Genomic DNA, 14,385 nt, shown 5'->3' on the forward strand with positions numbered 1-14,385 from the left:
AGCTCAAGTATAGATTTATGAAACGCTACGGCCTGATAGGTAAAAAGCTCGGACACTCGTTCTCGAAGCGTTATTTTACGGAGAAGTTTGAGCGGGAAGGTATAGCAGATGCTGTTTATGAACTGTATGAACTGGGAAATATAGCTGAGCTGCCCCAACTGCTTAAAAAGGAGCCTGAGTTAGTTGGCTTAAATGTTACCGTACCTTACAAGCAGGAAGTTATACCTTACCTCGACGAACTGGATGAAGCAGCAGCACGCATCGGAGCGGTAAATGTGATCAGGATATCAGAAGGGAAAATTAAAGGCTATAATTCTGATTATATAGGATTTAAAACCTCACTTGAGCAGTTTTATCCGGTAGCACAGCAGGGGCCGGCGCTGGTATTAGGAACCGGCGGCGCATCTAAAGCGGTTTGCGCAGCACTTCAAAACCTAAGTATAAACTATACAATTTTATCACGCTCTTCTGGCAAAGGTCGGCTTACGTATCAGGAGCTTACAGCTGATGTGTTACAGCGGTACCAGCTTATTATTAACACCACACCTGTAGGAATGTACCCTGATGTAGAAAAGTACCCTGATCTGCCTTACGAGGTGCTTACAGCCCAACATTACCTTTACGACCTGATATACAACCCTGAGAAAACACTCTTCCTGCAAAAGGGAGAAGAGGCGGGTGCGCATATCCTAAATGGTTTAGCAATGCTGCACGGGCAGGCAGAAGCTGCGTGGCAGATATGGCAAAGCAGGTAAAAGGTAATGCAATTTATTTTCTGTAAAATAATTGGCTGATGCTGTAACATAAGGTGTGCAGGTACGCGTAAAAGCCTGAAAACGAGAGCCACCCAAAACGCCACCTCATGACTACGCACCTTACCACCCTGAAACAGAAAACACACGCTTTTAACGCTGAAATTTACGCTTTATACTTGTCGTACCGCGATGCACGCGTAAAATGGTATGTGCGTTTATTGTTGGCAGTTGCTGTTGGGTATGCTATCAGTCCGATAGATCTTGTACCCGACCTGGTGCCTGTTTTTGGTTTCCTGGATGATGTGGTAGCTGTAACGTTAGGTATTGGTTTCTCTTATCAACTACTATCTAAACTTGTGTTAGACCAGGCACGCATACAGGCATACGAAACGCTGAGTGGTGTAGCGTCAGGCAGTTCTACAGCTTATAAAATTATTGGGTATGTATGGATGTTAGTAGCTACCGTTGTGGCAATATTAACTTACAAAATGCTTTTTCTGGCCTAATAGTTAACTATACTTATACTTTACAAGGCGCACCTGTAAAACCGGGTGCGCCTTTTTATTTTAAGGGCTTATCTGTCTTCTCAACCTGTTTGTCGAAAATATAGCTTTCTGCTATCTTAGTATAGAACTATAATCACTTTAATTTCTTACATTTACTCATCATAAGTATACTGATTCTATTATACTTATACTCTGTAAGAAATATTTTACCTAGCCTGCAACCATAAGTCTTGTTTTAGGCTCATGTGAGTAAGAGCTGTAAACAGATCAGCGGTTGAAACTTTTTACCAGTAACAAGTCAGAGGAAGAAAAGCTAATTGATGGCTGCATTGCCGGCAAACGGGAAATGCAACGGCTTCTGTATGACCTGTACAATAAAAAGATGATGGTGGTGTGTCTGCGTTATGCTCCAACTACGTTTGAGGCCGAAGATATTTTGCAGGAAGGGTTTGTAAAGGTGTTTGCTAACATTCAGAACTTTAAAAAAGATTGTCCGTTGGAGTTCTGGATCAGAAAAATAATAGTGAACACAGCCCTGAAGCATTTGCGGCAGAAAACAGTGCTTACAGTGTCGCATGAGACAGAGGAAGTTGAAAATTTGAGCTCCAGCGACTATAACCTGAACGATTATAGCATGGATGAATTGCTGAGTATGATTCAAAGCCTGGCACCCCGTTACCGTATGGTGTTTAACCTGTACGCTATAGAAGGGTACAACCACAAAGAGATCGGGGAGATGCTCGATATCTCGGAAGGCACATCAAAATCTCAGTATTCGAGGGCGCGGGCAATACTGCAAAGTATGCTGATGCGCCAGGATAAACCATATCAAGAGCATGTCATCAACAGATAATAAAGAGTACGGAGAACTGGAGCAAAGCATGTGGCGCCGCTTTCAGGATGCGGAAGCAACACCGGACCCGAATGTCTGGTCGCAGATAGACCATGTGCTTACGTTGCAGGAGAATGTAAAGTATAAAAAACGTGTGCTGTTCTACAGGCAACTGGCTGCTGCATGTTTTGTATTGTTTGTGCTGGCTGGCGCTGCGCTTTTTATACATTATAAACAGGACCAGACATTACTTGCCTCCGCAGCACAGCAAAAAGGTGATGCAACCATAGCTGCTGGTACCAGTGCAAATTCTGAAGCAACTGGTAACAATGCTACTTTAGCTCAGCCTCAGAATTCGCAAAGCTATACTTCAGCAAGCATTCCTGATCAGGCAACTATAGCACAGGTAACTACAGCAGAAAATAGCGCTACAATACCAGGCAGTTCGGCAAGGATAGATCAAAGCAGTAAGTATAACCATACAGCTTCTGAAGCAGCAACGTCACCAGTTACTACTACAGCTCCCGGTTCTGAAGGAATGATAGCAATAGCTACAGAGAGAACTGGTGAAACAACTACAGCAGAAGAAAACAGAATAGGTGCTTTAACAGAACAAAAGGTAAATGGGTTTGTGCCGGCAACGCAGGCTATTGCCAATGTGCCGGACAACTATACCAGTTCTAATACAATGCACCCGCTGCTGCGCAGAAATGCAACTATCGGAAGCACTACACCGGAGGCACAGGAAAGTATAGCTTTACAAAAACAGGCAGAGCAGGCATTGACGCTTAGCTCACCGGCTGGCTCAGATGCCGAAAAAAAGAGCATCGCTGACAGCCGCTGGAATGTCGGTATGAACTATGGCTCTTCTTATTTTGCTCAGAATATAAATATACCTGGTTATACCATTACGCCTTTTCGTGTAATGTTTAATCCTGATCCGAATATGCCACCGCCGCCTCCTGAGCCTTCTATGTCTGATGAGTCCAAAGAAAACATGCGGGATGCCCGCATCGAATTTCAGAAGAATACGCAGGCAGCTATGTCTTACAACGTTGATGCAAAAGCAGGTTTCAGGTTAGGTAAGAGATTAAAGTTACTGGCAGGTTTAGGCTACAGTCAAAATACCTCTAAAACAAAGACTAGCTATATTGTAGAGCAATACATCTTTAAACCTCGAACAAACGAACGTATCAAGCTTCAGCCTACAACAGTTTTTCTGCCGTCACTTAACACCTTTACTACCGACTCTATTAGTGTAGTAAAAACAAAGGCGCCGTTTGATGTGGATTACAGTTACCAGATGCTGTCTGTGCCGGTTGGCTTGCAGGTAGAAGGTAATATGAGTGAGAAATGGTTTTGGTTTGCGCACGGTGGTGGTGCAGTAAACTTGCTGATGCAGACAACTATAAAAGCAGCCAACCCCGAAATTGCCAGCGTAACCTATGGTCCAACCGATGACTCTCCTTTCAGGAAGGTACAGTTCTCAGGTAATCTTGGTGTAGGGTTAGGCAAGCGTTTATCTAATGCAGTAAGCGTTTCGTTCGGGCCTGAATACCGCCATTTTATTACCTCTATGCTTGCCAAAGAACACGCCATAGCCAACCAGGATAAACCCTATACTATAGGCGTAAACATGGGCATAAACTATATGCTGGGTCAGGGTAGTAAATAATCTGGATTTTTTTTCAGTGCAGTGCAACCATTACTACCTATATAGAATCTTGTTAATGGAAGGAGGCCAACAGCAACTGTAACCGTCTGTTCTAACCAAACCTACACTACATAAAACTATGAAGAAAATGCGCCTGATCCCTGCAGTTTTCTCTGATGCTGCAGTACTAGTGAAAGCAAATTTATCCGGTTGGTACATGCTGTTGGCTCTTCTCCTATTTTCTCTTTTTATGACGGGCTGCGACAATGAAGAGGAAGAACTGGAAACTATGGGTGGTTGCTTTCCTAAAACGGACTGTATTTTTCAGGCAACTGCCGTTACTGTTACCTGCGGCTACGGAGCTTTCGGTGATACATGGCTTCAAGTAAACGACACCACTTACCTGCAACCCTGGGTAAATGCTACATCGGTACAAGCTCTTACTCCCGGCCAAAAGTATAAATATGGCTTTACAGAAGTTGAACAGGATGACCGGTACAAGGATGAAGCTTACTGTAAAGCCGCTTTGCCCAAAGCCAGAATTGTTAAGCTTACTTGTCTGCAGCCTGTAACAGGCACTGATAATTAACACGCACTCTTAACCTATAGCTATGAAAAATTGCAGTTGCGGGACTGTTCTAGTCCTTCTGTTGGCTGTGCTTTGCTTAAGCTGCCAGGATGAGGAGCCGATTGCACTCAGCCTTTCGGCTGGACAGACACAAAATGCGGTGTTGGGTAAGTGGAAAATACAAAAGGTAGACTATCAGCTTTGCCGGAGTGGTAGCTGCAAAACAACAAACTATACCGGTGCACCTGATGACTATTTCGAGTTCAGAAGAGATAGTGCTTTTCTGGTACATAATACGGCCAACGGCTTAAAGAAAAAAGAGGCCTTTAAAGCCGAATATACGTTACCTAATGCATTTATACTTACACATAACTTCTGGTCGGCCCGGTATAATGTGAAAGAGTGTAAACCAAATAAAATGGTGTTAGAGTGCTCTTATGTTGGCAGCGACCCTTATGCCATTTTTACAGATACTTATCACCTGTACCGGTAAGGTTATAGTATCTTTTATCTTAGCTTCAGACCGTTAGTACTTAATAGAACTATGAAGAATACTTTACAAATTTTAATGCTGTATGTGGGCTTGGCCCTGTTTACAATTAGCTGCGAGCAGGATTCTCCTGAGCCGGTTTGTATAGAAGCAGAAGTAGTAGGACCCGACGATTGCAGTGGCGGCTGGTATGTACTGCGTGTACCTGATACAGAAGAGGATGCAAATAGTATTTTGCCAGGTGGCTGCTATGTTAACGAAAAGTATGTTAAAGTTAATAACCTACCTGAAGATTACAAGCAAGCTGGCCTGAAAATAAATGTAGCTTTGGAAGAGCGGGATGATAATAGTCAGGTTTGCCTTGCGATTTATATGATGTATCCGGAAGCAACTATAACTCGCATCTGCAACGCTGAACCTGATGCAAACTAAAGTATAAACTACTTTACAAGCAGTTTGCTTCTTTATTTGAAATTATTAAAACTGACTGACTTGGAAATGCCTGTTGCTTTGCGGCAGGCTTTTTTTGTGCGTTAAATTTTATACTTATACTTCCCGGATAATGTTTGCAAAAGGTAAACTTACGTACAGTTTCAGATGTTATACTTTATCGTTAATTTCGTAAAACCGACGAATGGATTTTAAGCTAACATCAGAGTTTCAGCCAACCGGCGACCAGCCCAAGGCCATTGCACAACTCACAGAAGGAGTAAAGAACGGAGAGCCTGTACAGGTTTTGCTGGGTGCTACTGGTACCGGTAAAACTTTTACCATGGCTAACGTTATCAAAAATACGGGCAAGCCTACGCTGGTACTTTGCCATAACAAAACACTGGCCGCACAGTTGTACGGCGAGTTCAAGCAGTTCTTCCCTGATAATGCGGTAGAATATTTTATCTCTTATTACGACTACTACCAGCCGGAGGCATACATTGCTTCATCGGATGTGTTCATAGAAAAAGACCTTGCCATAAACGAGGAGATCGAGAAGCTTCGCCTGCATACTACATCGGCACTGCTTTCGGGCCGACGGGATGTGATTGTGGTGGCATCCGTATCGTGTATCTATGGTATCGGTAACCCCGAAGAATTTGGCAAAAATGTATTGCACCTGGCGCCGGGCCAACGCTACAGCCGTAACAACCTGCTTTATACGTTTGTGCAGATACTTTACAGCCGTACCGAGGCAGAGTTCACACGTGGAACATTTAGGGTGAAAGGTGATACGGTAGATATTTACCCAGCATATGCAGATTTTGCTTATCGGTTTTATTTCTTCGGCGATGAGTTGGAGCAAATACACCGTATTGATCCGGCAACAGGTAAAAAGCTGGCCGATGAAAAAGCAATCACACTTTATCCTGCTAACCTTTTCGTAACTGGTAAGGATACACTACAGCAGGCCATTTCGGAGATACAGTACGACATGGTGGCGCAGCACGATTATTTCCTGAAAGAAGACCGTCCTGTAGAAGCCAAGCGCATTAAAGAACGAACAGAGTTTGACCTGGAGATGATCCGTGAATTGGGTTACTGCTCCGGCATCGAAAACTATTCGCGCTACTTCGACCGCCGTGCCCCGGGTGCACGACCGTTCTGCTTGCTCGATTATTTTCCGGATGATTTTCTGATGGTGATAGATGAGAGCCACGTAACCGTGCCGCAGGTACGCGCTATGTGGGGCGGCGACCGTTCGCGTAAAGTGGCACTGGTAGAGTATGGCTTCCGACTTCCGGCTGCTATGGATAACCGCCCGCTTACCTTTAACGAGTTCGAAAGTATGATGAAGCAGGTGGTGTTTGTGAGCGCAACGCCCGGCGATTATGAAATACAGAAATCAGAAGGTGTTATAGTTGAGCAGATCATCAGACCAACCGGCTTACTGGATCCTGTAATTGAAGTACGACCAAGTACGAACCAGGTAGACGATCTGCTGGATGAGATCGACGAGCGTGTAAAAGAAGGTGCCCGTGTGCTGGTAACTACGCTAACCAAGCGCATGTCTGAGGAGCTGACTAAGTACCTGGAGCGCCTGAACATCAAAACAAAGTACCTGCACTCCGAAGTTAAAGCCCTGGACCGTGTGGAGATTCTTCGTGAATTACGTTTAGGTGAAATTGATGTGCTGGTGGGCGTAAACCTGCTCCGCGAAGGACTCGACTTACCAGAGGTAAGCCTTGTAGCTATACTTGATGCGGATAAAGAAGGCTTTCTGCGTGATCAGCGCTCGCTGATACAGACGATGGGCCGTGCTGCCCGAAACGAGAAAGGTAAGGTGATTATGTATGCCGACCGAATGACCGGTTCTATGCAGCGCGCTATAGATGAGACCAACCGACGCCGCGCTACGCAGATGGCTTACAACGAAAAGCACGGTATTACACCGCGTACGGTGCTTAAGTCTAAAGACGAGATATTTGAGCAGACATCCGTAGCTGATATGAAGAAGAAGGAAGTCAAGATGTATGCCGGCCCTGAGGAAGTGTCGATTGCAGCAGAACCTGTAATTCAAATGATGAACCGGGAGCAGCTCGAAAAACTCATCAAGAAAACTGAAAAACAGATGGAAGCCGCTGCCAAAGACCTCGACTTCCTACAGGCTGCCAAATATAGAGATGAACTGGCAGAGCTACGCAACCTGCTCAAATCAAAAAGAGACTAAGCTGTAGTTAGAAAGTCTAGAAGTTAAAAATTTAAAAAGTGAAAAGCACCTGTAGGTTGAGCTACAGGTGCTTTTCACTTTTTACTGATTTATTGCACTCCTCCAAGTGCAAAACTCTTTTAGTGCAATTCCCTCTTGAGAGGTGTAGGAGTGAGTTCTCTAAGTCCTGATTCAGACAATTAACTATCAGGAGTACTTACTGCGGTAACAGCACTTGGTCTATCACGTGGATAACGCCGTTTGATGTAGGAATAGATGCCAGAATATTAGCCCCGTTTACAGTTACCTTTCCATCTTTTACGCCCATCGTTACGCGGCCGCCGTTTACTTGGCCCAGGCTCTGGCCATCTTCAAAGCTATCTGCATTCAGAATGCCTACATACACGTGGTACTGCAGGATGTTACGCAGATCGCTTCGTTTTTCTGGTTCCAGTAAGCCTTCTACGGTGCCGGCTGGTAACTTCTCGAAAGCAGCATTGGTTGGGGCAAATACTGTAAATGGTCCGGCGTTGGTCAGTACATCTACCAGTTCGGCAGTTTTAACGGCAGTAGCCAATGTGGTGTGGTCCGGAGACGAAGCGGCTACCTGTACTACGTTCTTCTGCGATTCATCGTCCTGCACTGCAGATTGGCCTGCCGTTGCCTGCGCTTCGGTTGTTTCAGTTTGTACTTCGGTAGTGGTGACTTGTTGTTCTGATGGGTTGCAAGAGGCCAGTATAGCGCCAGCGGCTATAACTATGGCCAGAGATACCTTTTTCATACTGTTAGTTTTACGAGTTAAAGACTACACAATATTGCCAAATTAAAAGGTATCAAAATATGACTTAGGTTAATAGTGAAAATGACTTTTGTTATAATTTTAGTTATATTGTTTGTGGCGAAGGCAATAATAGTTGATGTTAATTGCTCTCTTCATTATAAGCTGTAGAAGTGTTAAAGTATGTTAAAGTTCTTCCGCTTCACTATAGATTTCAATAGATTTATATAAACCTAACTATAAAACTATGAAGAAGTTACTTTGCTGTCTCGTGATGCTGCTTTGCCTGAGTTTGATGGCTAAAGCACAAACTCCTGCTGAAGCTTTCGCTAAGTATGAAGCCAAAGAGTATAAAGCATCTGCAGAAATGTATGATAAAATTCTGAAAGGTGGTAAAGGGTCCAGCACCGATCATTACAACGCCGCCTGCTCATGGGCACTTGCCGGTAATAAAGACAAAGCTTTTGCCCATCTTAGTAAATCAATTGAAAAGGGTTGGTACAACATCAGCCATCTTAAAAAGGATTCTGATTTAAACAGCCTGCACGCTGACAAACGCTGGAATCCACTTGTTCACAAACTACAGGCAAAGCTGGATAAGGAGGAGGCTAACTATAACAAACCACTAAAGGCGCAATTAGAAAGAATTTACGAAACTGACCAGTATTACCGTGGTATGATCGACTCAGTGCAGAACCGGTTTGGGATGGAGTCGCCGGAGATGAAGGAACTGTGGAAGAAGATGGCTGCGCAGGATAGCTTAAACACCATAGAAGTAGTGGCTATACTTGAGAAGCATGGTTGGCCGGGCAAAAGTATGGTTGGGCCACAAGCAAGTATGGCTGCTTTCCTGGTTATTCAACACTCTGAAAAGTCAGTTATGGAAAAATACCTGCCGATGCTGCGTGAGGCTGCTCAAAAAGGAGAGGCATTAAAAGGTAGTTTGGCTCTGATGGAAGACCGTGTACGCATGAACAAAGGGTTGCCGCAACTATACGGTAGCCAACTACAGATGAACGAAACTACTAAAAAGTGGGAGCTATATAAAGAGAAGACGAAGCCAACCTGGATAAGCGCCGCGCAGAAATGGGCATGGAACCTATCGCAAATTACCTGAAACGCTTTGGTGTGGAATATACACCACCCACTGCTGACAAAACCAAACAATAAGTATAGATCTGAAAGTATAAACGGGAAGGGCTACAGCAACAGTAGCCCTTTTTCGCGCAGGTCAAACCAGGTTGGTGAAGCTAGGAACTCATCAAAAGTAAGGTGCGCATCAGCCGGATAACTTTCTTGCAGTTGCTTCAATGTATAGGCCTCCTCACTTTCCAGTGATACTTTTTCTATGGTATCGAACAGCCACTGGCCTATAGTTGCCGTGGTCTTAACCTGGAAGTCTTCACCTTTTTCGTAGAACGTTAACTCGCAACGCTCTATAGTTTGCCCTTTCTTGGCAACCATTGTAAAATCGATTTCAGGCATATTACCTAGCCAAAGTACACGCGCATTCATGCGGGTGCTGTCCGGGCGGTGCGGTTGTGCGATGGCTGAGCTGATCAGGTCTGGTTTTATAGTTGTGCGCGGCGTTTTAAAATCGAACCAGAAAGATAACGGTTCATCCAAGGCTACACCATGCATATAGTTATAAAGCGCTTTCGCTAAGCCGGCACTGAACAGGGCGTGGTCAGTACCTTTTGGGTCGTCGTGCCATAGGTCGTTGTTAGCAAAATCGCCTTCCGGCGGGCCCACTTTTACTACGCCATACTTTTCCGGGTTCTTCCCGATCGGGCTGTGGGCAGTCATACTGAAGCGGTGCCAGTAACCGGACTGTATCACGTTGTTCTCAAAAAGCTGGCGCACTACTTCCAGCGAGTCTATCGTTTCCTGAGTAGTTTCCGTCGGGAAGCCATACATTAAATAGGCGTGCACCATAATACCGGCCTGGGTAAAGCTGTCGGTAACGCGGGCAACCTGGGCTATAGTTACGCCTTTCTCCATCAGGGCAAGTAATCTGTCCGAAGCTACTTCCAAACCACCCGAAACGGCAATACAACCCGATGCAGCCAGCAAACGGCACAGGTCTGGCGTAAAAGTTTTCTCGAAACGGATATTTCCCCACCAGCTTATTTTCACACCACGTCGCAGCAGTTCTATAGCCATGTCGCGGAGCGGGGCAGGAGGCGCGGCTTCGTCTACAAAATGGAAACCGGTCTGGCCCGTCTGGGCGATGATCTGTTCAATTCTGTCAACCAGCAACGTAGCAGGAGCCACATCGTAGCGGCGGATATAATCTAAAGTGATGTCGCAGAAGGAGCAGCGTTTCCAGTAGCAGCCGTGGGCTACGGTCAGTTTATTCCAGCGGCCATCACTCCACAATCGGTGCATCGGGTTTACCACATCAATCACCGACAAATAATCTTTTATCGGAAGTCCATTATAGTCTGGTGTACCTACTTCTGTGTGCGGCACATCTGGGTCAGTGCAGTTGTTGATGTAGGTTACCTGCCCATCTTGGAGCATAAAGGTGCGTTGCAGATTGGCTGCTTCGCGTTTGCCTTGCAGGTATTCCAGTAGTTTCAGCCACGGGCCTTCGCCATCATCCAGCGTTACAAAATCAATGTACTTAAATAGACGTGGTTCACGCAGGCTGCGGAGCTCGGTGTTCGGATAGCCGCCACCCATAGCCGTTTTTATAGTTGGGTATTTCGCTTTGATGTATTGCGCCAGTCTCAGGCCACCGTACAAATTGCCTGGAAAAGGAATAGAGAAACCAACTATAGTTGGCTGTACTTTCTGTAAATGCTCCTCCAGTATCTCCAGTAAAAACTGGTCTACCAGGTTCGGTTCCTGCTGCAGTTCTTCTTCCAGTGGATCAAATGACGTAGCAGACAAGGCCAGTTTTTCGGCGTAACGGCTGAAAGCAAAGTATGGGCAAACAGTTTCTTTTATTAGGTCGCCGAGGTCTTCTAAGTATAAAGTTGCCAGGTAACGTGCCCTGTCAGTAATGCCCATACTTCCGAAAGCCCACTCCAGATCTTCTACCTGGTCGAAACGCGAAGCTTCGGGTAAGTAGCGACTGAAACTGATCTGCTGGGCTATAGTCAGGTCTTTGTTCTGCAGAAAGCGGATAACCGGCTCAATGGTATTCAGGTACTCGCGCTTCAGCTTCAGAATCCGGAAACTGTTATCCGAGAGTTCATAATCACCGGCTTCTATGGCTGCAAATATTTTTTTCAGGCCATCTCTGGAAAACATGCGCAGTACCAGCTCAATCCCTAAATCAGCTTGCGCTACGTTGTAGCCTTGCCCTTTTAGGAAGCCAGTTAAATAGGCTGTGGCCGGGTAAGGCGTATTGAGCTGGGTAAGCGGCGGGGTAATAAGCAGTATGGTTGGCGAAGTTTCCAAAGTATAAAAGTTAAAGTATAAACCTGCACTGCAAAAGTACAGATTTTATGGCACAGTGCTTCTGCAACAGCTACAGGTAGCTGTGGGTTCAGAAAATATAAAAGGAGAGGTTAGCGTCCGGCAGCTTTGTTTACCGCATAGTTAATGGCAGGCACAATGCCCAGCACCGTTACCGAGATCATAAAAAAGAAAACAAAAAAGGAGCGGAACCAGCGCAGCAGGAAATCAGAAGGGATACCAAAGGTATACAGTTCCATGGCAGATGCCAGCAACAGGCTGATGATCAGGATAACCAGCAGTTTGTTCCGGAGTTTTGTAGAAATAAGCGCCTTCTTCATTAATAAGTTAAACTACAGCTGCAAAGGTACAACCGGCAACTATAGTTCAGCAACTTATGAGTGGCCTTTTTGTGCTTCTTCGTCTTCGCGCTGCTGGCTGCTGCCTTTGTTTGTGCTTGCTTTTGGCTGTGGCGGAGCAGAAGCTTTCTGCTGTTTTACTTTCTGGATATCAGATGAATCGTCTTTACTGGTCTCTTTGCTTGGGTCTACGGGTTTGTTCAGTTTCATAGCTATAGTTTGTTGTCGTGATAGGTAATACGGGTTTCAGAAGCTTGTGGTGTTACTTTTAACTATAAACTGCGTGTGGTCGTAAATGTATGTACCTGCCGGAATTGGTGGGTTTATGTTTAATCTGATTTTGAGCAATATGAATACGAAGCCAATAAAAGCCTTTATGCTGGCAACTCTGTTTACAGGAGCATTAACAATAACAAGCTGCAACACCGGCACCGACCCAGGCGAAACAAACACAGAACGTGGTGATATTGATGAAGAGGGATCAATGAATGACGGTTATACTTCCGAAGATCATCCTACCGATAGCGATACTGCCAACATGGAGCGCCACTACGAAGATGCCGAAGGTGCAGTACACGAAGGCACTGGTAAAAAAGGTGGTGTTGAACGGGATGAGGTTGATAACAAGGATAATTAGAGGTAATAGGAATTAGTATGTTTAAGCAGGAAGTATAGGGTAAACTATACTTCCTTTTTTATAATGTCATTTCGACCAGCGGGAGAAATCTGGGTTCTATAGTTGAGGCTTTCTCCAACTTGAAATAAGCCATACTTCTATAGCTACCACCAATCCTGGGAGCTTTACTTGCCTATAGTTTCATTTCCAGCCTTGGTGCGCTCACGGCCGCGGGGCCTCGTCTTCGGGCATTGCGCGGTGCAAATCTCTTTTGCTCGTGCCTCTCAATGCCTTTCGGCACCAGATATTTACAAGGCGCTCAACCCAAAGACTGAGATCGTTTCGATAGCTAGGCTATAGTTAGAAGAGCTACTATGGTTGTATAGCTTTTCTTTTGGTTGTATTTCCAAAGGGACAGGTCGAAACCTGTCCGTCCAATATCTTTAACTATAAAACTGTAATGCTAACTTTAGTAAAGGCTGAAAAGCTCCCCTCTTTAGATAAGGAGGGGATAAAGGGGTGGTTGGACCACGGAAACTATAGAACGATAAATCAAACAAAAGCAGTTGCAAAAGCCTCACTTATAAGTAAACCCATCTACAAAGTGATAATGGTATAACCAACAATCATAAAAACAAAAAAAGCCACTCCCGTTACAGGAGCAGCTTTTAACCAACCAATGTTACACTTAATTAAAAACGAATGAGTTCGGGCCGATGCCGGCTTTAAATTCATGTAGCTTCACACCTTCATCATTGTATATAAACACTGTGCCATCGCCGCTGAAGTTGTTGTTGTCAGAGCCGTAAATGTTGCCGGTTCTGTGATCGGCTTCCATGCCATAAAAGCTGCGGTTAATTACAACTTCTGAGCTTAACCCTGTTGCAGCAACCGGTTGTGCGTAGGTTTTGCCCTGGTAGTTGTAATACAGCTTGTCTTTAGTGTCGTTGATGGTCAGGTTTTTAGGAATGCTCTGGTTGCTTGGCAAGGTATAAGTTGCTGCTATACCATTACTGATCGTGTTAAATTTAATTAGTGCGCCAGGTGTGGTTTTAGTATAATCTATCGCCGACCAGTCATCGTTGTAAACAACCTTTCCGGCACTTAAAATCCAAATGTGGTGGTCTTTGTCCTGAACCAGCTCACTTGGGCCATCAGATACCTGGAACGTGTTTTCGACAATATTTGTAGCTGTGTTGATAATGGAAATTGTATTATCGCCGCTATTGGCTACATATAGTTTGCCATTAGACAGCAGCATTTGCTCGGGCATGTACCCTACCGGGATAGTACCAGTAACCGTGTATGTGTTCAAGTCGATAACTGAAACCTGCCCGCGTTCACCATAGTTTACCCATTCAGTTACATAGCCTCTGCCGTTATGCTGGAAAACAAAATAACGTGGAGATTTAAGGTCCTGCACCACTCCCACCGACTTAAATGTTTCAGGATGAACAACCTCTATCTTATTACTATTATTAACAACTATAAAGGCACGATCGCCATACATTGCCATTGATTGTACCACATCTCCGAGAGGTCGGTCTTCGTTGTTCCTGCTGAATAAGTTATGCGTTACCTGCTTTGTATCTTTATCATAATAAGATACTGAGCCATTGGGGGTACCAAAGTTTCCTTCGTTCAGAATATAAACTCCTTTGCCGGTAGTGGCAACCGGAGTTGTTTCTTCAGAGCTTTCGCAACTGGTAAAAGCAAAAGAGCTGGTAAAGAGTACCGCAGCCATGTAAAAGCTACGAAACAGGTTATTACGTTTCATTTTA

General features: G+C 44.9%; 15 protein-coding genes. 10 read left to right on the forward strand and 5 right to left on the reverse strand.

Going from position 1 to position 14,385, the window contains the following annotated elements; all coding sequences use genetic code 11:
* Positions 1 to 17 precede the first annotated feature (17 nt).
* The 8 genes from MJ612_RS12775 (at position 18) to uvrB (ending at position 7,467) form a co-directional block, all read left to right on the forward strand.
* The gene (locus MJ612_RS12775) at positions 18 to 755 is read left to right on the forward strand and encodes a shikimate dehydrogenase family protein (protein ID WP_187031592.1); all 738 of its coding nucleotides are present in this window, start codon (positions 18 to 20) and stop codon (positions 753 to 755) included.
* A gap of 107 nt (positions 756 to 862) precedes the next feature.
* Positions 863 to 1,261 (forward strand): YkvA family protein, encoded by a 399-nt coding sequence (locus tag MJ612_RS12780; protein ID WP_187031590.1) that lies wholly within the window; start codon positions 863 to 865, stop codon positions 1,259 to 1,261.
* 274 nt (positions 1,262 to 1,535) lie between these two features.
* A complete protein-coding gene (locus MJ612_RS12785; RefSeq protein ID WP_187031588.1) occupies positions 1,536 to 2,114 on the forward strand; it encodes an RNA polymerase sigma factor in 579 nt (192 codons plus the stop codon).
* On the forward strand, positions 2,098 to 3,768 hold the full coding sequence (locus tag MJ612_RS12790; protein WP_250419180.1) for a hypothetical protein: 1,671 nt from the start codon (positions 2,098 to 2,100) through the stop codon (positions 3,766 to 3,768). Before MJ612_RS12785 ends, MJ612_RS12790 begins: the two co-directional genes overlap by 17 nt.
* A 118-nt stretch (positions 3,769 to 3,886) precedes the next feature.
* Complete coding sequence (locus tag MJ612_RS12795) at positions 3,887 to 4,336, forward strand: hypothetical protein (RefSeq protein WP_187031582.1); 450 nt, start codon at positions 3,887 to 3,889, stop codon at positions 4,334 to 4,336.
* Between the two features lie 22 nt (positions 4,337 to 4,358).
* Complete coding sequence (locus tag MJ612_RS12800; protein WP_187031580.1) at positions 4,359 to 4,808, forward strand: hypothetical protein; 450 nt, start codon at positions 4,359 to 4,361, stop codon at positions 4,806 to 4,808.
* 51 nt (positions 4,809 to 4,859) lie between these two features.
* The gene (locus MJ612_RS12805; protein WP_187031578.1) at positions 4,860 to 5,237 is read left to right on the forward strand and encodes a hypothetical protein; all 378 of its coding nucleotides are present in this window, start codon (positions 4,860 to 4,862) and stop codon (positions 5,235 to 5,237) included.
* A gap of 202 nt (positions 5,238 to 5,439) precedes the next feature.
* Positions 5,440 to 7,467 carry an excinuclease ABC subunit UvrB gene (gene uvrB, locus MJ612_RS12810; protein ID WP_187031576.1) on the forward strand — a complete coding sequence of 676 codons (2,028 nt, stop codon included), beginning with the start codon at positions 5,440 to 5,442 and terminating at the stop codon, positions 7,465 to 7,467.
* Positions 7,468 to 7,663: 196 nt separating this feature from the next.
* Here the strand turns inward: uvrB and MJ612_RS12815 are convergent, their stop codons facing one another.
* Positions 7,664 to 8,227: a fasciclin domain-containing protein gene (locus MJ612_RS12815; protein WP_187031574.1), complete on the reverse strand. Its 564-nt coding sequence runs from the start codon at positions 8,225 to 8,227 to the stop codon at positions 7,664 to 7,666.
* Between the two features lie 244 nt (positions 8,228 to 8,471).
* Here MJ612_RS12815 and MJ612_RS12820 point away from each other — a divergent pair, with 244 nt between their 5' ends.
* The gene (locus MJ612_RS12820) at positions 8,472 to 9,341 is read left to right on the forward strand and encodes a DUF6624 domain-containing protein (protein ID WP_250419181.1); all 870 of its coding nucleotides are present in this window, start codon (positions 8,472 to 8,474) and stop codon (positions 9,339 to 9,341) included.
* 83 nt (positions 9,342 to 9,424) lie between these two features.
* Here the strand turns inward: MJ612_RS12820 and MJ612_RS12825 are convergent, their stop codons facing one another.
* The 3 genes from MJ612_RS12825 to MJ612_RS12835 form a co-directional block, all read right to left on the reverse strand.
* Complete coding sequence (locus MJ612_RS12825) at positions 9,425 to 11,632, reverse strand: B12-binding domain-containing radical SAM protein (protein ID WP_187031573.1); 2,208 nt, start codon at positions 11,630 to 11,632, stop codon at positions 9,425 to 9,427.
* A 110-nt stretch (positions 11,633 to 11,742) separates the two neighbouring features.
* Complete coding sequence (locus MJ612_RS12830) at positions 11,743 to 11,970, reverse strand: DUF2798 domain-containing protein (protein WP_187031571.1); 228 nt, start codon at positions 11,968 to 11,970, stop codon at positions 11,743 to 11,745.
* A gap of 54 nt (positions 11,971 to 12,024) precedes the next feature.
* Positions 12,025 to 12,198, reverse strand: a complete 174-nt coding sequence (locus MJ612_RS12835; RefSeq protein ID WP_187031569.1) for a hypothetical protein — start codon at positions 12,196 to 12,198, stop codon at positions 12,025 to 12,027.
* Between the two features lie 139 nt (positions 12,199 to 12,337).
* On the opposite strand from MJ612_RS12835, the gene MJ612_RS12840 reads away from it, so the two are divergent.
* Positions 12,338 to 12,625, forward strand: coding sequence for a hypothetical protein (locus tag MJ612_RS12840; protein ID WP_187031567.1), 288 nt, complete (start codon positions 12,338 to 12,340; stop codon positions 12,623 to 12,625).
* Positions 12,626 to 13,292: 667 nt separating this feature from the next.
* Here the strand turns inward: MJ612_RS12840 and MJ612_RS12845 are convergent.
* Positions 13,293 to 14,381 (reverse strand): YncE family protein, encoded by a 1,089-nt coding sequence (locus MJ612_RS12845; RefSeq protein ID WP_187031565.1) that lies wholly within the window; start codon positions 14,379 to 14,381, stop codon positions 13,293 to 13,295.
* Between the last annotated feature and the right edge of the window lie 4 nt (positions 14,382 to 14,385).

The sequence above is a fragment of the Pontibacter deserti genome, from assembly GCF_023630255.1.
In the GTDB taxonomy this organism is placed as follows: domain Bacteria; phylum Bacteroidota; class Bacteroidia; order Cytophagales; family Hymenobacteraceae; genus Pontibacter; species Pontibacter deserti.